Source organism: Pseudomonas sp. NCHU5216 (genome assembly GCF_052156495.1).
Lineage (GTDB): Bacteria > Pseudomonadota > Gammaproteobacteria > Pseudomonadales > Pseudomonadaceae > Aquipseudomonas.
Window position 1 is genome coordinate 128,338 of the sequence record NZ_JBQLIX010000001.1, and the last position, 19,391, is coordinate 147,728.

A 19,391-nucleotide genomic window follows, 5' to 3' on the forward strand; every position below is an offset into this window, starting at 1 on the left:
ACTGCGTTAGAATGCGCGGCCTTGCTCGTAACTGGAACCCCTTCATGGATCGCCCCCGCTTTCGTTCCTACTTCCTTCATCCGCGCTTCTGGCCGCTGTGGCTGGGTTTCGCGCTGCTGTGGCTGGTGGTGCAGTTGCCCTATGGCCTGCAACTGAAGTTGGGACGTGCACTGGGCGCCTTGATGTATCGCACGGCGGGGTCGCGTCGGCGTATCGCCACCCGCAACCTGGAACTGTGTTTTCCAGACATGAGCGCTGCCGAGCGCGAGCGCTTGCTGCGCGAGAACTTCGCCTCCACCGGCATCGCCTTCTTCGAGATGGCCATGAGCTGGTGGTGGCCCAAGGCGCGTTTGGCCCGGCTGGCGCACGTCGAAGGTCTCGAGCATCTGCAACAGGCGCAGGCCGAGGGGCAGGGGGTGATCCTCATGGCTGTGCACTTCACCACCCTGGAGATCGGCGCCGCGCTGCTCGGGCAGTTGCACACCATCGATGGCATGTACCGAGAGCACAAGAACCCGCTGTTCGATTACATCCAGCGCCGTGGCCGTGAGCGACACAATCTCGATGCCAGCGCTATCGAGCGCGAGGACATCCGCGCCATGCTCAAGGTGCTGCGCGCCGGCCGCGCCATCTGGTACGCGCCGGATCAGGATTACGGACGCAAGCAGAGCATCTTCGTCCCGCTGTTCGGTATCCAGGCCGCCACCGTCACCGCCACCAGCAAGTTCGCCCGCCTGGGCAAGGCGCGCGTGGTGCCCTTTACCCAGCGCCGTCTGGACGATGGCAGTGGTTATCGTCTGGTGATCCATCCGCCGCTGGCGAATTTTCCGGGTGAGAGCGAAGAGGCCGACTGCCTGCGCATCAATCAGTGGGTCGAGCAGGTGGTCAGCGCCTGCCCCGAGCAATACCTGTGGGCACACCGTCGTTTCAAGACGCGCCCCGAGGGTGAACCCAAGCTGTACGGGAAACGCAGATAGCGCGAAGCTGGGCCTGGGCCAGGGTATCGTGCCCGTCGAATGCCAGTGTCCGTCAGCCTTTCTATACTCAAACAAAAACTCAGGATCGCCCATGACCGTCATAGCCCGTTCGCATGAGCCCGTCACGGGTTTGATCCTGTCCGGTGGCGGTGCCCGTGCGGCTTATCAGGTCGGGGTGTTGGCCGCCATCGCCGATCTGCTGCCAGACGCGTCGCACAATCCCTTCCCGGTGATCGTCGGCACCTCGGCCGGGGCGATCAACGCCGTCAGCCTGGCCTGTGGCGCCTTGCAGTTTGGCGAGGCGGTGCGTCGCCTGACCATGGTGTGGCAGCGCTTTCATACCCACCAGGTGTATCGCAGCGACTGGCCCGGCGTATTGCGCCAGGCCTCACGCTTCATCGCCCACAGCTTGCTCGGTCTGGGGCGCGATACGCCGGTGGCATTGCTCGACAGCTCGCCGCTGCGTGATCTGTTGCAGCAGGAGCTGGACTTTTCCGGTATCGCCGCCGCAGTGCGCCAGCGCAAACTGCGCGCCGTGGCTGTGACGGCCTTCGGCTACGACAGTGGCCAGGCGGTGACCTTCTATCAGGGGCGGGCGACCATCGATCCCTGGTTCCGTCATCGTCGCCTGGGTATCCCCACACGTCTGGGGCTCGACCACCTGCTGGCCAGTGCCTCGATTCCATTGATATTTCCACCCATGAGAATCGGCCGCGAGTATTTCGGCGATGGCGCGGTGCGCCAATCGGCGCCGATCAGCCCGGCCCTGCACCTAGGCGCCAGTCGGGTGCTGGTGATCGGGGTCAGTGGCAATGGCCATGCCGTCGAGCCGACGAGCAAGAGTGCCGGTCTGCGACCACCGACCCTGGCGCAGATCGGCGGGCACATGCTCAACAGCACCTTCATCGACAGCCTGGAAAGCGATATCGAGTTGCTCAACCGCATCAACCAGTTGAGCGCGATGCTGCCTGGCGAGTCACGCCCTCGCAATCTGGGCTTGAAGCCCGTGGAGGTACTGGTGGTGGCGCCGAGCCGGCCGCTGGATCAGATCGCCGCCCGCCATCGACGCGAGTTGCCCAGGGCCTTGCGCCTGTTCCTGCGCGGCCCGGGGGCGACCAAGGCCGGTGGCGCCGGCGTGCTCAGCTACCTGCTGTTCGAGCCGGGCTACTGCAACGAACTGATCGAGCTGGGTTACCAGGACACCATGGCACGCAAGGCGGAGCTCTGCGCTTTTCTCGGCCTGGCCGAAGCGGTGCAGATGGCCTGATAGTCAGGCCAGCACGCCATCGCGAAAATCGCGCAGGGCCTGTTCGATCTCCTCACGGCTGTTCATCACGAAGGGGCCGTATTGCACGATGGGCTCGTTCAAGGGCTTGCCGGCGATCAGCAGCACGCCGGCGCCCTGGCTGCTGGCCAGGTGCAGTTCGCCGGCATCGGACAGGCGTACCAGGCGACCCGCCACGATCGGCTCCGGGCTGGCGTCCGGCAGATCCAGCTCACCCTGGTAGACGTAGAGCATCATTCGATGTCCGTCCGGCAGTTTGGGCGCGATGGCGCCGCCGGCTGGCAGGCGCAGGTCGAACAATTGTGGCTCGGTATGCGGGCGTTGCACGGCTCCGGCCTGGCGTATCTCGCCATCGTCGAATTCGCCGGCGATCACCACTGCTTCCACGCCCTGTGCCGTGGTCAGGCGGGGAATGTCGGTAGCGGGAATATCGCGGTAACCGGCTTCGCCCAGCTTGTCCTTGGCCGGCAGATTGAGCCAGAGCTGGAAGCCACGCATGGCACCGGACTCCTGCTCGGGCATCTCGCTGTGGATGATGCCGCGCGCGGCGGTCATCCATTGCACGCCGCCGCTGCCGAGCAGGCCGACATTGCCCAGATGGTCTTCATGGCGCATGCGCCCTTCGAGCATGTAGGTCACCGTCTCGAAGCCGCGATGCGGGTGCGGCGGGAAGCCGGCGATGTAATCGTCGGGGTTGTCGGTGGCAAACTCGTCGAGCATCAGGAAGGGATCGAAGCGTTCCAGACCGGGGCCGCCGATCACGCGGTTGAGGCGCACACCGGCGCCATCGGAGGCGGGTTGGCCGGGCTGGATGCTGAGAACGCGGCGTTGCGTGGTCATGACGGGCTCCTGAAAAGGTGGCATGACGTCATGCTAGGCCGATTGAGTCGATATTTGGGTGAAAAAACTTCGGCTCATGTATCGAGTGGTTCGATACATGAGCCGGTGGCCGTCAATCGGCGATCTGCAGTTTGCGCGATTCGGTGTACAGGTAGCGCAGCTTTTCATACTCGAACGGCGAGTTGAACTGGCCATAACGGAAGCTGGTGTTGGCGCGCTGATCGATGCCGCGCAAGACGCTTAGACCGGGGTTTTCGCTGCTGGCGTCGGCGTAGTTCAGGTAGTTCACCGCGTTCTCCAGGCCGTAATCCACCACCAGGCCACTGGTGTCTCGCAGGTTGGAAGGCCCCAGCAGCGGCAGCATCAGGTAGGGGCCTGCTGGTACGCCGTAATGGCCGAGCGTCTGGCCGAAGTCCTCGCGGTACTTGGGCAGGCCCATGGCGGTGGCCGGATCCCAGATGCCGCCGATGCCGATGATGGTGTTGAACAGCAGGCGCGCGGTGCTGTTCATCGCGCGTTTGCCCTTGAACTGCAGCAGGCTGTTGGCCAGGCTGGGTATTTCACCGAGGTTGCTGAAGAAGTTGTGCACGCCCGTTTGCAGCAGATCCGGCGTGACGTACTGGTAGCCCTCGACCACCGGCAGGAAGACCCACTGATCGAAGCGATAGTTGAAGTGGTAGACGCGCCGATTCCAGGGCTCCCAGGGATCGGGCACCTGCAGGGCGTCGCTGGAGGCGCGCTCGAACTCCTGTTGATCCAGCCCAGGGTTGAACTTGAGGTACTGCAGCGGGTTGGTGAAGCCGTCGGCATCGACTCGGCGTTCGGCCATGACTTGCCCGCTGGCCAGCAGCAGGGCGACGATCAGAATGCTGTGCTTAGCCACGGAAGAACTCCAGCATGGCGTCGGCGTTGACGCGGTAGTTGAGATTGCCGCAGTGCCCGCCACGAGGGTAGAGGGTCAGGCGGTCGCCAAAGGTGCGACGCAGGAAGCCGATGTCACCCGGGCCGAGGATCAGGTCATCGGCGTTGTGCATCACGGCGATCTTGTCGCTGCTCTTGAGGTAGTCCTCCAGGGCGTAGAGGCTGGTTTGCTGCACCAGTTGGTTGAGGCTGCCACCGTCGTAACGGGCGCGCCACATGGGCAGCAGTTGTTCGGTCATGTAGCAATCGAAATCACAGCGCAGGGACATTTGGAAGAAAGGGGTGAGACTGGTGCTTTCGGTGATGCGGTAACCACGTGGGGTGATCAGGCCGCGGCGGTTGAGCAAGTCGGAGGTGAAAACAATGTCGGCGGCGGAGAAGCGAAACGAGGTACCGATGAGCATGGCCATCTGCTCGTTGGTGAGGTGCTCCCTGGATTTCTGGAAGTCGTAGAGCATGGCTTCGTTGATATCGTAGCCGCCCTTGTCGTTGAAGTAGCGGGTCAGCTTGCCCAGTACCAGCTCATAGAAGTTGGTGCTGTTGTTGATGCCCTGCACGCGGGTCTGCACCAGCTTGTCGAGGTTGGTGATAGAGGTGTAGAGGTTCACCGGCGGGTTGAGCATCAGCACGCGCTTGAAGTTGAAGGCTCGGCGGGTTTCGTCGAGATGGCTGACGAAGGCCGCATGCAGAGCACCCAGGCTGTAGCCGGTAAGAAGAAAGTCGCTGACTTCGAGATTGGGATGTTGGGCGCGTACCGCCTGCATGGCGCGGTACAGATCCTCTGCATCATCCGGGCTGTAACCCGGTGTGGCGAAACGCGAGGTCGAGGCCATGAAGTCATAGCTGGTGGGGGAGGAGAGCTGCACGACGTGGAAGCCCGCACCGTAGAACAGCTTCTTCAGGTATTCGGTGGTGTTGCTGGCGTAGCTGGCGCCGGTACCGGCGATGATGAAGATCAGCGGTGCGCGACCTTTCTGCCTGGCGAGGCGGTAATGCATGCGTGTGACCGGCCAGAAATTCTCCGACAACTCGAATTCGCGTTCAGGGCGCAGGCGTATCGAATAGTCGCTCTGGTCGATATCGGCATCATCCGGCAGGGTGGGGCGCAGTGCCGGGGGCGTGGTGGTGATGGTGGCCTCGAAAGGATTGGCCAGCGGGTAGCCGTAGCTCTGCACGTCGATATCGGCGGCGACGGCGGATACGCAGAACAGCAGGCCACCCAACCAGGTGGTCAGTCGTGCAAGGCTGGACATGAAGGATAAGTCCCTTTGCGAAGAGATCGTTGGATTAAGCAGCGGGTTTATGACAACGACAAGTCGGGCAAAGTGCCATGGCGTTCGCTTTGCCGGCCGATGAGCCAGTATGAACCAGCGATCACGAACGAGGGGCGGCATGGCGACGGCTTCGATCCTGGTGCCGAGTATGCCGCGCGGGAGGTGGGGGCTGGCAAGTCAGGCGTGGTGATGCAGCCAGGCATGCTTGGGCCGTTCCTGCGGGATCTGGCGACGCTTCTCGAAGCGCTGCCAGATCTTCTCGTGGAAATAGAAACCGACCGAGTTGCACAGCGGCTCGACCGCAGCCACCAGGCCACTGACCGCGATACTGCCTGTGAGCAGGTAGGCGACGGCGAAAGCGATGCAGAAATGCATGATGGTGAAGGTCAGGGTCTTGAGCATGGCACACCTCGATGAGAATCATTTACCGATGTTGCCAGGCTAGTGCTCTGCAGGCGCGAAATGAAATTCGGCCTTTGCATGGTGTCGATAGGCATGTTGAATCGATAACGTTTAATCGAAAGTTTAAGTCTATTTTTCATGGAGTCTTGGTGCCGGGGTTATCTTTGTTGGAATCTGGGTACCCTTCATCGAGGAAATGGGAATGCTTCTGCGCCTGGCGGCCGATGCGCTGGTGCTGCTGCACCTGACGTTCATCCTGTTCGTGATGCTTGGCGGGCTGCTGGTCTGGCGCTGGCCACGGCTATGCTGGTTGCACCTGCCGGCCGTGGCCTGGGGCATAGTGGTCGAGGCCCTGCATCTGACCTGCCCGCTGACACCCTGGGAAAACCAACTCCGCTATGCAGCTGGTGATGCCGGGTATTCCGGCAGTTTCGTCGAGCATTACCTGTTGCCGGTGATCTACCCCAGTGGGCTGACCCCGCAGATTCAGCTAGGGCTCGCGGCGCTGGTGGTCGCGGTCAATGGGGTTGTCTATACGGGCCTGGTCTGGCGCCGTCGCAAGCGTTCTGCGCACTGATTTGCCCAGCTCATTCATGAGGTTGATGGAGGCGCGGAGAGGTGCGCGCCTTGGCTACACTGCCAGCCATCGCAACCGAACAGTCAAAGGCAGACCGCTATGCAAAACCGCATGATGATCACTGGCGCAGGTTCCGGGCTGGGGCGTGAAATCGCCCTGCGCTGGGCGCGTGATGGCTGGAACCTGGCGCTGGCCGATGTCAACGAGGCCGGCCTGGCGGAAACCCTCGCGCTGGTGCGGCAAGCGGGGGGCGATGGCTTCGTGCAGCGCTGCGACGTGCGCGATTACAGCCAATTGACCGCCCTGGCGCAGGCCTGCGAGGAAAAGTTCGGCGGCGTCGACGTGATCGTCAATAACGCCGGGGTGGCCTCCGGTGGCTTCTTCAGTGAGCTGTCGCTGGAGGACTGGGACTGGCAGATCTCCATCAACCTGATGGGCGTGGTCAAGGGCTGCAAGGCCTTCCTGCCGCTGCTGGAGAAGAGTCAGGGGCGAATCGTCAACATCGCCTCCATGGCGGCGCTGATGCAGGGGCCGGCGATGAGCAACTACAACGTGGCCAAGGCTGGCGTGGTGGCCTTGTCGGAAAGCCTGCTGGTGGAACTGCGCGAGCAGGGGGTCGGCGTGCATGTGGTGTGCCCATCGTTCTTCCAGACCAATCTGCTCGACTCTTTCCGTGGCCCGACCCCGGCCATGAAGGCGCAGGTGGGCAAGCTGCTGGAAAGCTCGCCGATCAGCGCTGCCGATATCGCCGACTACATTCATGCTGAAATGGCCAAGGGCAGCTTCCTCATCCTGCCGCACGAGATGGGGCGCATGGCCTGGGCGCTGAAGCAGAAGAACCCACAGGCGCTGTATGACGAAATGGCCAGCATGGCCGAGAAGATGCGCAGCAAGGCGCGTTCGATGAGTTGACCATTTGGTCAATTTGGTGGGCCGGCGGGCTTGCCTCGCCGAGGCGTCGGGGGTAGGGTTGCGCCCCCTGCCGGCCGACTGAGTGTGGAACCCTCGTGACCGTTTTTCCTCGGGGCCTGATGTTGCTGGCCCTGATACTGGCGGCGATCAACCTGCGTCCCGGTATCACGTCTCTCGCGCCGCTCATCGAGCGCATCGCCACCGAGCTTTCCCTGAGCCGTGGCTTCATCAGCCTGACCACGGCCCTGCCGGTGCTGTGCATGGGGCTGCTCGCGCCGCTAGCGCCGCGTCTGGCCCAGCGCTGGGGGTTGGAGCGCGCCATCATGCTGTGCCTGGCGTTGATCAGCCTGGCGCTGGCGCTGCGCCTGGCCGCCCGGCAGAGCAGCCTGCTGATCGGCAGCGCGATCTTGCTCGGCGCGGCCATTGCGGTGGCCGGGCCACTGCTGTCGGGCTTCATCAAGCGCCATTTCGCCGACCAGGTCGGCCGTGTGGTGGGTTGGTACTCGCTGGGCATGGCTATCGGTGGCGGCGCTGGTGCGGTGCTCACCGCGCCACTGACCCAGCTATTCGGCGATGCCTGGGATCTGGGGTTGGCGAGTTGGGCGGTGCCGGCGCTGATCGCGACAGCCTTGTGGATAAGCCTGCCTAATCGAATGAGCAGCGCAGCGGACGGCGAAGCCGCCGGCTTGCCCTGGCGTGTGCCCAGGGCCTGGCTGGTGAGCGCTTTCTTCACCTTGCAGGCCGGGCTGTTCTATGCCATCGCCACCTGGATAGTCGCGCGTTATCACGAGGCGGGCCTGAGCATGCTGCACAGCAACTCGCTGCTCAGCATCATCATGCTCATGGGCATGCCTAGTTCCTTCCTGCTGCCCTGGCTGGCCCAGCGCCTCGATGCGCGCTACGGCCTGTTGATGGCGTGCGGCCTGACCACCTGCCTGTGCCTGAGCATGATCACCTTCATGCCGAGCCTGATGCCGGAGGTCTGGGCATTCGCCATGGGCTTCTCGCTGGGCGGCTCTTTCTCGCTGTCGCTGGTGCTACCCCTCTATGAAGCTGGCTCGCCACTGGCGGTCAGTCGCTGGACGGCGATGATGCTGTTCACGGGCTACAGCCTGGGCAGCCTGACGCCTATCCTGACCGGGCTGGCGCGTGATCTCTCCGGTAGTTACCGCTTGCCGTTCGCGGTACTGAGTACAATGGCGCTGGTCATGGTGGGCCTGGCCTGGCGCCTGGGGCGCAGGCAGCCTGCACGTCGCTGATTATCGGCGGCAGTTCCTTTCGTGCCCTGGCGGCCTGTGTTAGAAGGCTGTCTGTTTTTTCTGGAGTGCCGGTGTGGAGTCCGAATCCATCGTCTATGGCTGCATCCGCGATTGGCCGTCGGATGATCCCGAGCAGCGCCGCCTGCGCCGCGAAAGCAACCGCAGCGTCCTGGCCGAGCTGCCGGCCGGGGAGTTGTGGCCCTTCCTCGGACGGGAAATGTTCTCTTTCTGCGAGCTGCCCGGAGCCGGGCTGTACCAGACCCAGGTGATCCACTTCGGCGCCAGCTATGGCAGCGTCGAATACGAATGGAACCTGTGGATCGAGACCTTCGAGACATTGCTCAAGCGCCTGTACTGGGCCAGCGCCGTGGTGCATCTGGAGACCGAACTCAACGGCATGCACACCTTCCGCTGGGAGTCCGACAGCGGCTTTCACAGCCCCCAGGAAGGCGCCTTGCGCGTGCGCTGTGCCTGGGAGCGTGAAGGCAGTCTGCGCGGCTAAGAAGTGATGCTCAACTACCTGCTGTTCCTGCTCGCCGCCCTGTTCGAGATTGCTGGCTGTTACGCCTTCTGGATGTGGCTACGTCTCGACCGCACTGCCTGGTGGATGCTGCCTGGCTTGCTCAGCCTGACCCTGTTTGCGCTGCTGCTGACGCGGGTGGAGGCTGCCTTTGCCGGGCGCGCCTACGCGGCTTACGGCGGCGTCTATATCGTCGCCTCGCTGGGCTGGCTGGCCTGGGTGGAGAAGAGCCGGCCGCTGGCCAGTGACTGGCTGGGCGCTGCGCTATGCCTGGTCGGTGCCGGCATCATCCTGTTCGGGCCACGACTGCAGGCATCGTGAGTCTGGCTATATGCCTTATAAGCAAGCGGATTAAAAAGTTCCGCTGTAACCAAATCTTTATATATCGGCAACTGCGCTGAAATAACCCCTCGCCAAGATTCCCCCCAACACGAACGAGCCATTGCTCGGGTGTTTTCAACACTTAAAGTCCAACAGGGGAATCCTCGATGATCCGTAAGCACTTCGCCGGTTTCGCAGCCAGCGCTCTGGCTCTGGCCGTCTCCGCCCAGGCTTTCGCCGGTACCGTTACCACTGACGGCGCCGACATCGTAGTCAAGACCAAAGGTGGTCTGGAAGTCGCTACCACTGACAAGGAATTCGGTTTCAAGATCGGTGGTCGTCTGCAGGCCGATTACAACCAGTTCGACGGTATCTACACCAAGAACGGTAAGACGGCCAACGAGGCGTTCTTCCGCCGCGCCATCCTGGAAATCTCCGGTACCGCCTACAAGGACTGGAAGTACGTATTCAACTACGACTTCGGCAATGGCAACGGCAAGGATGATTGGGACGAAGCGTCCATCGCCTACACCGGTTTTGCTCCTGTGACCGTCAAGGTCGGTCGTTTCGATCCTGACTTCGGTCTGGAAAAGGCCACCAGCTCCAAGTGGATCACCGCTATCGAGCGCTCCTCGATTTATGACATCGCCCCCTGGGTCAACGACAAACAGAAAGGCATGGGCGTGCAGGTCAGTGGTGTAGCGGGCAACATGTTCTACGGCTCGGCCGGCTACTTCAACAAGGAAGATGGCGCTGAATACGAAGACGAGAATGGCAAGAACCAGGGTACTTACAACCTGCGTGCCGTAATCGCACCGATGGCCGAAGCCGGTAACGTCCTGCACTTCGGTGTCAACTATGCCAACCGTAAAGTGGAAGACTTCAACGGTGCCGTGGTTTCCCGTCTGGGTGTGCGTGGCACCACCGAAGACGCCACAAACGGCAACCGTCCGACTTTCGCTCCTGGTTTTACCGGGCAGTTCGACGGTGACAGTGCCTGGGGTCTGGAAGCCGCCTTCGCAGCAGGTCCGTTCTCGATCCAGAGCGAATACCTGAAGCGCGATATCGATGCCAAGTCGGATTCCGTTCGTAACGATCGCGAGGCGACTGGTTACAACGTGCAACTGGCATACACCCTGACCGGCGAAGCGCGTGGCTACAAGCTTGACGGCGGCAAGTTCGACAGCATCAAGCCCAACGACAAGCAAACGGGCGCTTGGGAAGTCTTCTACCGCTACGACAACATCAAGGTTGAAGAAAGCGATTTCGACGACACCAAGGGCAAGAGCCACACCATGGGTGTGAACTGGTACGCCAACGAGGCCGTCAAGGTTTCCGCCAACTACATCAAGGGCAAGACTGATAACGTGACCAACGCTGCCAAGGACGACGACGGTGACGCCGTAGCCCTGCGCCTGCAATACGTGTTCTAAGCTGCTTCGCGAGTAGTAGCTCCTGTTGAGCCCCGCCACTGGCGGGGCTTTTTTATGTGTGAATAAAAGCCGTGACACCGGACTGGCAATACGTTGTTGGTTGTCTTTGTGTCAGTTCCGCACTGCCGCGTTTTTGTTGATGTTTTTGGTTTCGCCCTGCCGGGCGAGTCACTTTTGTGGGCAAAAGTAACCAAAACCCTCCGCCCGGTCATCCGGCCCTCGCTGCGCGAGGGTTCGCTCACTCCATCGTCGTTCCAGAGGCCCGCCGCGGTGGGCCATCCCTGGCCCATCGCGGCTCTCGCGACATCCATGTCGCTCAACCTCTTCCACGACGACTCCGTTCGCCCTCCTGGGGGGCTCTGCACGCGTCTGAACCTGCGGTAACCCAGAATTAGCGCTGAGTGTTTGAGAGGGCAGCCGTAGGGCGGACTCAGGAGCCTAAGCGAACAGTCCGCCGGGCCATGCCGAGTTCGGCAACACGGCTCAAGCCCCGTACTCCTACCAACGGCGTACTGCTTCCGAGCGGCCGGCATCCCGGTACGCCCGAATGAAACTATTGGTTTAACTCGACGGCCACATCGCTACTTCAGAGCCACCAGAACACACCGTGCATATCCTGAAATGCCGGTTCGTTCAGGCGCACGAATGGCCTCTTCAGGAGGGTGAGTGGAGTCGTTGCGTAGAGGGGCGAGCGGCATGGATGCCGCGCTGGCAAGGGACGCGTTAGTCGTGCTGTGACTCTGAAGAAGAACCTCACGGGGCCAGATTGCCAGATCAAGAAAGGCACTGCATGCAGGCAAAAGAAAAGGCGCCAGAGGCGCCTTAAAGATGATCTATGGAGTAAGTCGATTATTCAGAGTGGGACGCTGAGCTAAAGGTTCAGCGCCACCCGACGAACGGTCATCATTTGCCTGGCATCAACAGCAAACGCTGGTCGCCGTAGACCTTGTCGAGATTCTCCGCCTTGAGCGGGAAGCTCATGTAGCCGCCCTTGAGCCAGGCTTCGATACCGTCGGCATAGTGCGGGCTGGCCGGGTTGCCGGATTGGCCCGAGCTGTTCACGCCGATCAGCGGCTCGTCTGCAGCGAAGTCGACGACGATGCGCATGGCCGGGATCAGGAAGGTGTCGAAGTTCTCGCCCCAGGGATAGCCCGAGACGTTCAGCGTGCTGTAATCGCCACCGGCCGGGTAGGGGCCGCGATCCAGGTAGCCTTTCAGCGCGTTGATGCTGGTGCGCTGGCTGGCGCTCATGTAGGGCGCCAGGCGGGTGGTGTCGGTGACCCATTCGTAGGTGTGCAGCTTGCCCCACTGCCAGTTGCGTCGCTCGCTGCCCAGGCGGCTTTCCAGCAGGTCGATGCTGGCGGCCAGACTGCGCGCCAGGATGGCGGGTTTGTCTTCTTTCTGCGGGGTGCGAATGTCGTCCCAGAACGGGCTGTCAGGGCGGCCGAGCAGGTGATCGGCCTGCGCCGAGTAGGAGGTATTGGCGGTTTCCACCAGGGCTTTCCAGGCCGGGCTGGTTTCCGGGCCGAGTTCGTCGAGGAAGATCTGCCGCGCGCTTTCCTGCAGGAAGGCGCCGTAGACGGCGGCATCGGCCGAGCTGGCAGCCAGCTTGCCGTCGAACGCCTGCAGACGCTTCAGCGCTTCCTCGGCGCGTTCGCGCTGGCCGGCGGGCAGGGCGGCGATGGCCCGGCGCAGCGGTTCGTGCATGCCCGGCTCATTGAACATGGCCTGCAGCTTGGCGACGAAGGTGGAGGTCTGGTCGTACTGCATGGCGATCATGCTGCGCTGGTCATGACGGCCATTGCCGGCCAGCTCGGCGATGCGCTCGGCGCGCTCCGGGTAGTACCAGGAACTGGAAAGCTGCATGCCGTAACCCGGCGGCACGCTGCGCTGGTTGGCGGTGCCCAGCCAGCCTTGCGGCGGATCCTGGTCATAAGGGTGCAGCATGGGGTCGGCGAAACCGTCCCAGGCGTAGCGCTCGTCCCAGCCGGGCGAGGGCAGCAGGCCACGGCCTTCGCGGCGGTTGGGATAGCGCCCGGTGACTTGCCAGCCGATGTGCTGGGCGTCGGCGAAGAGGATGTTCAACGGCATGGCGCGAATTTCCCGCGCAGCCTCGAAGGCTTCGTCCACCGACTGCGCGCGGGACAGCTCGAAGAAGGCGTCGAGGCTCTTGTCACGCTCGAACTGGGTGGTTTTCAGCGCCAGGCCATAGCTGCTCTGCAGGGGCAGTGGTTGCAGCATGTGCTTGCGCTCGCCCAGTACCGTATTGAGCAGTGGGCCATTGCGGGTCTCGTAGAGGGTCTCGCGGATCGGGCGCTGGCCCTTGATGAAGAAGGTTTCCTGGCGCTCCTGCAGCGGCAGCCACTTGCCGTCGGCCAGATACAGCAGGCGGTTGCCTTCGCGCTTGATGCGCTCGAGGAAGATGTCCTGGTTGTCGCCCATGACCATGGTCATGCCCCAGGCCAGCTTGCCGTTGTAGCCGGCGATCACGGCCGGTACGCCGGCCAGGGAGATGCCGGCGGCCTGATATTTGGGCGAGCGGATTTGCACGAAATTCCACAGCGAGGGCATGCTCAGCGGCAGGTGGGTGTCGTTGGCCAGCAGGCTCTTGCCGCCACGGCTGCGCTCGGGGGCGATGGCCCAGTTGTTCGAGGCGGCAACGCCGAGCATGTGCTGGTCGGCGATCTGTGCCGCCGTGCGGGCAATCGCCTGCAGGCCCGGCAACTGGCCCTTGAGGTCGAGGCCAGCGAGTTTTTCCGCTTCGGCGAAGGGCAGGGGCTCGTCCGGGTAGATCGGCAGCAGCCAGGGCAACTTGTCGACGCCCACCTGCTGGGCCATGGTCAACGCAGCGATTTCTTCCTGCAGGTTCACCGCCAGGCCGAAGTTCAGCAGACAGAACAGCAACACCGAATCCTCTGGCTTCCAGTATTCCGGGCGGTAGCCGGACTCGGCCAGTTCCATCGGCAGGCGATCGCGGTAGCGGAACAGATAGGCATTGACGCCGCGTGCATAGACCTCGAAGAAGCGCTTGAGGCGTGGCGAGGCGTCGGCGTAGAGGATCTCGGCGCTCTTCTTCAGGTTCACCGCGCGCATGAAGCGATCCATCTCCAGCACGCCGGGGCCGGCCATTTCCGCCAGGCGACCCTGGGCCAGCAGACGCATGCCGACCATCTGGCTGAGGCGATCCCCGGCGTGCACGTAGCCCAGGGTGAACAGGGCGTCGTGGAAGGTGCTCGATTCGATCAGCGGCATGCCGAGGGTGTTGCGCCGCACCGATGCACTTTCGGCCACGCCCTTGAGCCGTTCCACGCCTCGGGTGGGTGGCACGCTGTCGGCGTAGCGGCTATTGAGCAGGGATTGGCAGCCGGTGAGGCTGATCAGGGAGGCTGCGAGCGTCAGGCGGGCCAGCGTGCGCATGGCGGATTTCCTTGGTGTGCGGAGGGTGAGGCCGGTCAGGCATTGACCGGTCACAAAGGCGCCAAGGTAAAGAGGCCGGGGTTGCCTGGCAAGAGGGCTCAGGCGTTTGCCTGAGGCCCTTTGAGCCCTTCGTCCAGCAACCAGCGTGCGGCAGTGCGAGCGGCAGCCTTGTGCTGCAGTTCCAGGACGTTGAAGCGCTGCTCGAAGCGCCGCCGTTCGGCCTTGTCCAGGGCTTTCCAGGCCGCATGGGTGGGCACGTCGGCGGTGGCCTCGAAGAGCTGATGGAAGACCAGGCAGCGGCTGTCGTTGCTCAGGTCGCTGTCGTAGTTGTCCAACAGTACCTTGATGCGGATGGCGCCTTCGATCAGCGGGAGCTGTTCATCCAGCAGGCTGCTGGCGAGGATGTGCAGATCGCCGCCGAGCCGCTGCAGACGTTCCCGCTGAGCCTGAACCTGGGCGTTCTGCCGTGCCCAGACGCGCCGCCAGAGGTACCAGGCGTAAGTGGCCAGGCCCGCGATCAGCAGCAGGCCCAGAACCAGTAGCGTCAGGCCGAGCGTACTCATGCCCGAGTCAGGCACCGTGGCACTTCTTGAATTTCTTCTGGCTGCCGCAGGGGCAGGGGTCGTTGCGACCGACATCCTTCAGGGCGTTGCGCACCGGCTCCTGATGGCCGTGGTTGCAATGCGGGCCATGCACATGGCCGTGATCATGGTGATCATGGTCGTGGTTGCAGTCAGGGCCGTGAACGTGGGGTGTGTTGCTCATGAGGTCACTCCGGGATGAAATCGCCGGGGATTATCTCGCCATTGCGCCTCATGTGCACGCTGCGACCGAACAACATGCCGGTCTTCACTTCGCCCTCAAGGCTGTAGCGGATGGCCTGGTCGGGTTTTTCCAGCATCTTCACCACCTGGCGCACGTGCCGCCACAGGTTGGTGCGCACGGGCACCTCGAAGCTGTGGTGACCATGAGCAGGCACGGTGAACCATTCGTTGGAAGCACCCTCGGCCAGCGGGATGTCATTGAGCGTGATGTCGTACTCCAGCCCACGTACCGGCAGGCTGACGCCATTGGGGTTGTCGATGCGAAAGCGCAGTCGGAACTCCTGTTCGAGCAGCCTGGCCTTGATGACATCCACCTTGATGAGTTGGACGTCCGGGTCCTTGAAGCCACCTGTCATCCAGGTGGAGCATCCAGCGAGGCCACTGCTGAGGCCTACAAACATCATTAGGCTGATAATTCTTATCGTTTGCGCCTGATAAAACATTTCATACCCCCGATGCGCTCCAGTGTAACAAGCAACTGCTTGGCTGCAACCTGGGTAGGCGTCAATTATTTTTCGCCTGTGTCGATCACTGTGTCAGGGCCTTCAACTGGCTGTCTAGAGGGCTTCCTGGCGCAGCGAGAGACTCGACATGGGCAAGCTGAGATGGCGTCGCTGTGAGGCGGTAAAAAGCTGCGCCATACTGAGCGGCGAATAGGACAGGAGTGTGACCATGAGTCGCTACGAGATCGCCTTTTCCGGGCAACTGGTGCCGGGCGCCGATCCAGAGACGGTGAAGGCCAATCTGGCCCGGTTGTTCCAGGCCGATGCCCAGCGCATCGCCCAGTTGTTTTCCGGGCGCCGTATCGTGATCAAGAACAACCTCGATGCCACCGCTGCCGAGAAGTACCGGTCGACACTGGAACGTGCCGGAGCCTTGGTCGAGGTGCTCGACATGGACGGGCCCATCGAGGAGGTGGAGCTGGCGCCGCCGCCTGCCGAGGTCGCGCCCGGCGCAACGGCGACGTCCGGACGCTTGCAGGTGGCGCCGCGCGATGAATACATGGCTGCCTTCAGCGAGGTGGATGCACCCGACTTCGGCATCGCCCCGGTGGGCAGCGATCTGCAGGAGGCCAAGGCCGAGCCGGTGGCGCCTGCCGTGGATCTGTCGCAGTTCAGCCTGGCGCCGGTGGGCAGCGACATGGGCCAGGCCAAGGCCGAAGCAGCGGCTCCACCACCTGATACCTCGCACCTCAAGCTGCAGGAGTGACGCGCTCCGACCCGGCCCGGAAGCAATCCGGGGCCAGGTCGAGAAAAGCTCCCGGATTGCATCCGGGCTACGCAGTACCGCGACCCTTTACCCGGTCGCGGCCTGCTAGCCCGCCTGGCTTTTGCACTTGGCCTCGGCGTCTTGCGGTTTCAGCTTGCGAACCGTGACGTAGAACAGCTCACAGGTCTGCAACTTGTCCGTCACCTGCCATTTCTGCGTGCACGCGCTGAGGGTTTGCTGGGCATTGCCCGATGGGTTCTGGCCCATGCCGGCCTGCCAGCAGGCGGCGCTGAGATCCTGCCCCATGACCTTGATGCCGGTGGCGTCGGCCTTGGCCTGGCTACCTCCATTATTGGCCGGGTCGGCTGCATACCAGATATAGCTTGGGTGGTTGGCGCCCAGCACTGCGACCGTCTGGCCGGGCGCAGCGGTGATCTGGCCCAGGCCGAGCACTGGCAGGGGTACGCCGTATTGCTGCTGGATCCAAGTGCGCACCGGGCTGCCGAAGGCGACCATGGGCAGACTGGTGCCACCCTTGCCCGCACTGAGTTCGCTGACCATGCGCTGCTGGTAACTGTTGAAGTAGTCGTAGACGCCTTCCAGGGTGCTGCCCGCGCTGGCCGGCGCGGCGATGGGGGCGATGTCAACGATGGTCTGGTAGGCCGGTGTCTGCGTCGCTGCGATGCCGTTGTAGGTAAGCAGACCCGCCCAGCGGTCGGTGGTGCTGGAGCGCAGGTAGTCCTGCGCCTGCGTCAGGGAGTAGTCCGGCGGGAAGTGCAGCAGCTCGACGCTCTTGCGATTCTCCAGGGCCATGCCCAGCGGCAGGAAGAAATACCAGTTGTACTGCCACTTGCCGTCGCGGTTCAGTTGGCTGGCGCCCTGGTAAGCCAGGTCACCGGAATCGAGCAGTTGCGTGAGTGGCTTGCCGTAGTCGGCCGGTACGCCACTGAAATAGGCATGGATGCGTTCGCCTTCGTGCTTCACCTCGACACTGGCCTGCGCATAGCCGTCGCGTTCGAGGCTCTGTTCGAGGTAGTGCTCGACGGTCTGTTCCAGTGTCCAGTCGCGGTAGCAGATGACGTTGCAATTGTTGGGGTAGGCGAACAGCCGTGTGACGCGTTGGCTGTCGCCGAGATCGACGTATTGCCCGGCGTGTTCTCCGGGGCCACTGGCGCAACCGGCCAGCAGGCTGGCCAGGATGAGGCTGAGGGCGCTTTGCTTGTGCATGTGCTTCTCCTTGTTGGGCGGGTGGTTGGCACACCCGGCTCGTTCAACTCAAGCAGAAGCGCTGAGACTTGTCAGGGATCAACTCAGATAGGCACTGCAGCATTTCTTGAATTTCTGCCCGCTGCCGCATGGGCACGGGTCGTTACGCCCGCTCTTGAGTGGCACGGTCGGGTCGAGAAAATACCAGTGCCCGGCGTGCTGCACGAAAGAGGAGCACTCGCGATGGCTGTGCTCGCCCTTGGTGTCATGCCAACGTGCGGTGAAGCTGACCTGGGCGTGTTCGGGCTGGCCACCGAATACCTCGCTGCCGTGCACCTCCAGACCGAGCCAGGTACTTTGCGCGCTCCAGGCCACCATGGCATCACGATCCAGCCTGGACTGCTGGGCGGGTAGCGTGGTGGTCACCAGATAGTCCACCAGCCCCAGCACGTAGGCGCTGTAGCGCGAGCGCATCAGTTGCTCGGCGCAGGGCACTGGAGTGCCCTGATGATAACGACCGCAGCACTGCTCGAGCGGGTTGCCGCTGCCGCAGGGGCAGTTGGGAAATGGCGTGCTCATCGGTTTACCACCAGTATTTGCCGAAATTTTCCGGGTTAGCCCAGAACTTTGCGTTCAACCAGTCGGGAACTTGCTTGTAGTCGAGTAGATCATAGGTGAACAGGTGTAGCATTTGGCCTTCACGCTGAAACTGCTCGCTGGCCTGCATGGCCAGGGCGAAGAAATCGGTTTCCTGCCAGTCGCAGGCCGCCAGATCCACCAGCGCGGCGACACGGCTGGCATTGAGATTGCGTATGCCAGCGAGCAACTCCAGGCCCTGGCGCTTGGGCAGGTGCTCGAGGCAATCGACCAGCAGGGCGAGGTCGAAACGCTTGCCACTCAGCTCGGTCGCGAGCGGGGCTGCTGGGGCGAGGTCTATTCGGCACTGTGGGTGTGCCGCTTGAAAGGCACTGACGGCGGGCAGGCTGCTGGCGCCAACCAGCAGCAGCGTTTGCGGTGCATAGCGGTCGAGCAGCGCCGCCAGGGCCTGCTGCGGTGTACGGGAAGATGGGCGGCTGGTCATCGGGCGTCCTCGTGTGGGGAGATAAAGGCTACCCCAGAGCCAGACAATGGCCTAGGGTATGGCCGACAGGTTCGTGACGATGAGGGCGTCGTGAACGCGTTCGTGGTTGCGTACATCAGCGGTGAGTAGATGGATAACTGGCGGAGAGAGTGAGAGCCGTCTTTACTGAATTGTTATCGGTTATGGGCCGATGAACATTGGAGACCTAAAAACTATGAGTATCACAAGGAACGCTGTACCCCTGGTTCTGGCCAGTACCCTGTTGACCGGTTGCGCTGGCTTGCAGAAAACTGACTGGCCCACCTGTGCTGCCGTTGGCGGTGTCGGTGGCGCTGCGCTGGGGGCAATCGAAAGTTCTTCCTGGGCGGGTGGTGGCGCCCTGGTGGGTGCCGGTATGGGTGCTGCTTATTGCTGGGTGCATGGCGCCGACCAGCAGCAGGTGGCAGTGGTCGAGGAAGAAGTGATCGTCGAAGAGCCGGTCGCGCCGGAGCCGATGGAAGTCGTGCGCGTCGAACTGGACGTGAAGTTCGACTTCGACAAGGCGCAGGTCAAGCCGGAAAGCTATGGCGATATCAAAGCGCTGGCTGACTTCATGAAGCAGTACCCGTCCACCACCACCGTGGTCGAAGGGCACACCGACTCCGTCGGCAGCGATGCCTACAACCAGAAGCTGTCCGAGCGCCGCGCCAATGCGGTGCGTGACGTGCTGGTCAAGCAGTACGGCGTAGAAGGCAACCGCGTGGATGCGGTGGGCTATGGTGAAACCCGTCCGGTGGCCGATAACGCCACGGCCGAAGGTCGCGCCATCAACCGTCGCGTCGAAGCAGGTGTCGAAGCGCGTCCCTGATAGCAGTGGACGCTGGTCAGGCCCCGTCTGATTCCGGTCAGACGGGGCCTCGTCATTTCTGGGGATGCAGAAAATCCCGGAAAACT

20 protein-coding genes and 1 pseudogene are annotated in these 19,391 nt (G+C 62.7%); 10 read left to right on the forward strand and 11 right to left on the reverse strand.

Annotated elements, in window-relative coordinates:
- Nucleotides 1-44: 44 nt before the first annotated feature.
- Nucleotides 45-977: a lipid A biosynthesis lauroyl acyltransferase gene (locus ACSVIK_RS00560; protein WP_442442421.1), complete on the forward strand. Its 933-nt coding sequence runs from the start codon at nucleotides 45-47 to the stop codon at nucleotides 975-977.
- 91 nt (nucleotides 978-1,068) lie between these two features.
- Nucleotides 1,069-2,244 carry a patatin-like phospholipase family protein gene (locus ACSVIK_RS00565; RefSeq protein WP_442442422.1) on the forward strand — a complete coding sequence of 392 codons (1,176 nt, stop codon included), beginning with the start codon at nucleotides 1,069-1,071 and terminating at the stop codon, nucleotides 2,242-2,244.
- A gap of 3 nt (nucleotides 2,245-2,247) precedes the next feature.
- Here ACSVIK_RS00565 and ACSVIK_RS00570 read toward each other — a convergent pair whose 3' ends face one another.
- The 4 genes from ACSVIK_RS00570 to ACSVIK_RS00585 all read right to left on the reverse strand — a co-directional run bounded on the left by ACSVIK_RS00570 (nucleotide 2,248) and on the right by ACSVIK_RS00585 (nucleotide 5,699).
- On the reverse strand, nucleotides 2,248-3,102 hold the full coding sequence (locus tag ACSVIK_RS00570) for a pirin family protein (protein ID WP_442442423.1): 855 nt from the start codon (nucleotides 3,100-3,102) through the stop codon (nucleotides 2,248-2,250).
- A 112-nt stretch (nucleotides 3,103-3,214) separates the two neighbouring features.
- A complete protein-coding gene (locus tag ACSVIK_RS00575; protein ID WP_442442424.1) occupies nucleotides 3,215-3,985 on the reverse strand; it encodes an MlaA family lipoprotein in 771 nt (256 codons plus the stop codon).
- Nucleotides 3,978-5,276 (reverse strand): serine/threonine protein kinase, encoded by a 1,299-nt coding sequence (locus ACSVIK_RS00580; protein WP_442442425.1) that lies wholly within the window; start codon nucleotides 5,274-5,276, stop codon nucleotides 3,978-3,980. Before ACSVIK_RS00580 ends, ACSVIK_RS00575 begins: the two co-directional genes overlap by 8 nt.
- Before the next feature lie 198 nt (nucleotides 5,277-5,474).
- On the reverse strand, nucleotides 5,475-5,699 hold the full coding sequence (locus ACSVIK_RS00585) for a DUF2061 domain-containing protein (RefSeq protein ID WP_442442426.1): 225 nt from the start codon (nucleotides 5,697-5,699) through the stop codon (nucleotides 5,475-5,477).
- Between the two features lie 202 nt (nucleotides 5,700-5,901).
- On the opposite strand from ACSVIK_RS00585, the gene ACSVIK_RS00590 reads away from it, so the two are divergent.
- From ACSVIK_RS00590 to ACSVIK_RS00615, 6 genes are all read left to right on the forward strand, one after another.
- The gene (locus ACSVIK_RS00590) at nucleotides 5,902-6,276 is read left to right on the forward strand and encodes a DUF2784 domain-containing protein (protein WP_442442427.1); all 375 of its coding nucleotides are present in this window, start codon (nucleotides 5,902-5,904) and stop codon (nucleotides 6,274-6,276) included.
- Nucleotides 6,277-6,375: 99 nt separating this feature from the next.
- Nucleotides 6,376-7,188 (forward strand): SDR family oxidoreductase, encoded by an 813-nt coding sequence (locus tag ACSVIK_RS00595; RefSeq protein ID WP_442442428.1) that lies wholly within the window; start codon nucleotides 6,376-6,378, stop codon nucleotides 7,186-7,188.
- Between the two features lie 119 nt (nucleotides 7,189-7,307).
- A complete protein-coding gene (locus ACSVIK_RS00600; RefSeq protein WP_442442586.1) occupies nucleotides 7,308-8,447 on the forward strand; it encodes an MFS transporter in 1,140 nt (379 codons plus the stop codon).
- Between the two features lie 73 nt (nucleotides 8,448-8,520).
- Nucleotides 8,521-8,949 (forward strand): hypothetical protein, encoded by a 429-nt coding sequence (locus ACSVIK_RS00605; protein ID WP_442442429.1) that lies wholly within the window; start codon nucleotides 8,521-8,523, stop codon nucleotides 8,947-8,949.
- A 6-nt stretch (nucleotides 8,950-8,955) separates the two neighbouring features.
- Nucleotides 8,956-9,288 (forward strand): YnfA family protein, encoded by a 333-nt coding sequence (locus ACSVIK_RS00610; RefSeq protein WP_442442430.1) that lies wholly within the window; start codon nucleotides 8,956-8,958, stop codon nucleotides 9,286-9,288.
- A gap of 167 nt (nucleotides 9,289-9,455) precedes the next feature.
- The gene (locus ACSVIK_RS00615) at nucleotides 9,456-10,721 is read left to right on the forward strand and encodes an OprO/OprP family phosphate-selective porin (RefSeq protein ID WP_442442431.1); all 1,266 of its coding nucleotides are present in this window, start codon (nucleotides 9,456-9,458) and stop codon (nucleotides 10,719-10,721) included.
- A 903-nt stretch (nucleotides 10,722-11,624) separates the two neighbouring features.
- Here ACSVIK_RS00615 and ACSVIK_RS00620 read toward each other — a convergent pair.
- The 4 genes from ACSVIK_RS00620 to ACSVIK_RS00635 form a co-directional block, all read right to left on the reverse strand.
- Nucleotides 11,625-14,138 (reverse strand): penicillin acylase family protein, encoded by a 2,514-nt coding sequence (locus tag ACSVIK_RS00620; protein ID WP_442442432.1) that lies wholly within the window; start codon nucleotides 14,136-14,138, stop codon nucleotides 11,625-11,627.
- A 98-nt stretch (nucleotides 14,139-14,236) separates the two neighbouring features.
- A complete protein-coding gene (locus tag ACSVIK_RS00625; RefSeq protein WP_442442433.1) occupies nucleotides 14,237-14,701 on the reverse strand; it encodes a DUF2489 domain-containing protein in 465 nt (154 codons plus the stop codon).
- Nucleotides 14,702-14,708: 7 nt separating this feature from the next.
- A complete protein-coding gene (locus tag ACSVIK_RS00630) occupies nucleotides 14,709-14,903 on the reverse strand; it encodes an SEC-C metal-binding domain-containing protein (RefSeq protein WP_442442434.1) in 195 nt (64 codons plus the stop codon).
- 4 nt (nucleotides 14,904-14,907) lie between these two features.
- Entirely contained in the window at nucleotides 14,908-15,405 is a 498-nt protein-coding gene (locus ACSVIK_RS00635; RefSeq protein ID WP_442442435.1) for an LEA type 2 family protein, read from the reverse strand.
- Between the two features lie 229 nt (nucleotides 15,406-15,634).
- Here ACSVIK_RS00635 and ACSVIK_RS00640 point away from each other — a divergent pair, with 229 nt between their 5' ends.
- On the forward strand, nucleotides 15,635-16,171 hold the full coding sequence (locus ACSVIK_RS00640) for a hypothetical protein (protein WP_442442436.1): 537 nt from the start codon (nucleotides 15,635-15,637) through the stop codon (nucleotides 16,169-16,171).
- 105 nt (nucleotides 16,172-16,276) lie between these two features.
- Here the strand turns inward: ACSVIK_RS00640 and ACSVIK_RS00645 are convergent, their stop codons facing one another.
- From ACSVIK_RS00645 to ACSVIK_RS00655, 3 genes are all read right to left on the reverse strand, one after another.
- A complete protein-coding gene (locus ACSVIK_RS00645) occupies nucleotides 16,277-17,398 on the reverse strand; it encodes a hypothetical protein (RefSeq protein WP_442442437.1) in 1,122 nt (373 codons plus the stop codon).
- A gap of 78 nt (nucleotides 17,399-17,476) precedes the next feature.
- Nucleotides 17,477-17,956: a YchJ family protein gene (locus ACSVIK_RS00650; RefSeq protein WP_442442438.1), complete on the reverse strand. Its 480-nt coding sequence runs from the start codon at nucleotides 17,954-17,956 to the stop codon at nucleotides 17,477-17,479.
- A 4-nt stretch (nucleotides 17,957-17,960) separates the two neighbouring features.
- A complete protein-coding gene (locus ACSVIK_RS00655; RefSeq protein WP_442442439.1) occupies nucleotides 17,961-18,458 on the reverse strand; it encodes a DUF6231 family protein in 498 nt (165 codons plus the stop codon).
- Between the two features lie 490 nt (nucleotides 18,459-18,948).
- Between ACSVIK_RS00655 and ACSVIK_RS00660 the strand changes: the two are divergent.
- Nucleotides 18,949-19,305: pseudogene (locus ACSVIK_RS00660) on the forward strand (OmpA family protein); the annotation flags it as partial.
- Between the last annotated feature and the right edge of the window lie 86 nt (nucleotides 19,306-19,391).

What these genes read in the sequence shown, in the direction of transcription:
- ACSVIK_RS00600 (WP_442442586.1), top strand. Translation starts at nt 7,308, where the DNA reads ATGTTGCTGGCCCTGATACTGGCGGCGATCAACCTGCGTCCCGGTATC.
- ACSVIK_RS00580 (WP_442442425.1), bottom strand. Translation starts at nt 5,276, where the DNA reads ATGTCCAGCCTTGCACGACTGACCACCTGGTTGGGTGGCCTGCTGTTC.
- ACSVIK_RS00620 (WP_442442432.1), bottom strand. Translation starts at nt 14,138, where the DNA reads ATGCGCACGCTGGCCCGCCTGACGCTCGCAGCCTCCCTGATCAGCCTC.
- ACSVIK_RS00650 (WP_442442438.1), bottom strand. Translation starts at nt 17,956, where the DNA reads ATGAGCACGCCATTTCCCAACTGCCCCTGCGGCAGCGGCAACCCGCTC.
- ACSVIK_RS00640 (WP_442442436.1), top strand. Translation starts at nt 15,635, where the DNA reads ATGAGTCGCTACGAGATCGCCTTTTCCGGGCAACTGGTGCCGGGCGCC.
- ACSVIK_RS00610 (WP_442442430.1), top strand. Translation starts at nt 8,956, where the DNA reads ATGCTCAACTACCTGCTGTTCCTGCTCGCCGCCCTGTTCGAGATTGCT.
- ACSVIK_RS00590 (WP_442442427.1), top strand. Translation starts at nt 5,902, where the DNA reads ATGCTTCTGCGCCTGGCGGCCGATGCGCTGGTGCTGCTGCACCTGACG.
- ACSVIK_RS00595 (WP_442442428.1), top strand. Translation starts at nt 6,376, where the DNA reads ATGCAAAACCGCATGATGATCACTGGCGCAGGTTCCGGGCTGGGGCGT.
- ACSVIK_RS00615 (WP_442442431.1), top strand. Translation starts at nt 9,456, where the DNA reads ATGATCCGTAAGCACTTCGCCGGTTTCGCAGCCAGCGCTCTGGCTCTG.
- ACSVIK_RS00635 (WP_442442435.1), bottom strand. Translation starts at nt 15,405, where the DNA reads ATGTTTTATCAGGCGCAAACGATAAGAATTATCAGCCTAATGATGTTT.
- ACSVIK_RS00645 (WP_442442437.1), bottom strand. Translation starts at nt 17,398, where the DNA reads ATGCACAAGCAAAGCGCCCTCAGCCTCATCCTGGCCAGCCTGCTGGCC.
- ACSVIK_RS00585 (WP_442442426.1), bottom strand. Translation starts at nt 5,699, where the DNA reads ATGCTCAAGACCCTGACCTTCACCATCATGCATTTCTGCATCGCTTTC.
- ACSVIK_RS00570 (WP_442442423.1), bottom strand. Translation starts at nt 3,102, where the DNA reads ATGACCACGCAACGCCGCGTTCTCAGCATCCAGCCCGGCCAACCCGCC.
- ACSVIK_RS00655 (WP_442442439.1), bottom strand. Translation starts at nt 18,458, where the DNA reads ATGACCAGCCGCCCATCTTCCCGTACACCGCAGCAGGCCCTGGCGGCG.
- ACSVIK_RS00565 (WP_442442422.1), top strand. Translation starts at nt 1,069, where the DNA reads ATGACCGTCATAGCCCGTTCGCATGAGCCCGTCACGGGTTTGATCCTG.
- ACSVIK_RS00630 (WP_442442434.1), bottom strand. Translation starts at nt 14,903, where the DNA reads ATGAGCAACACACCCCACGTTCACGGCCCTGACTGCAACCACGACCAT.
- ACSVIK_RS00625 (WP_442442433.1), bottom strand. Translation starts at nt 14,701, where the DNA reads ATGAGTACGCTCGGCCTGACGCTACTGGTTCTGGGCCTGCTGCTGATC.
- ACSVIK_RS00560 (WP_442442421.1), top strand. Translation starts at nt 45, where the DNA reads ATGGATCGCCCCCGCTTTCGTTCCTACTTCCTTCATCCGCGCTTCTGG.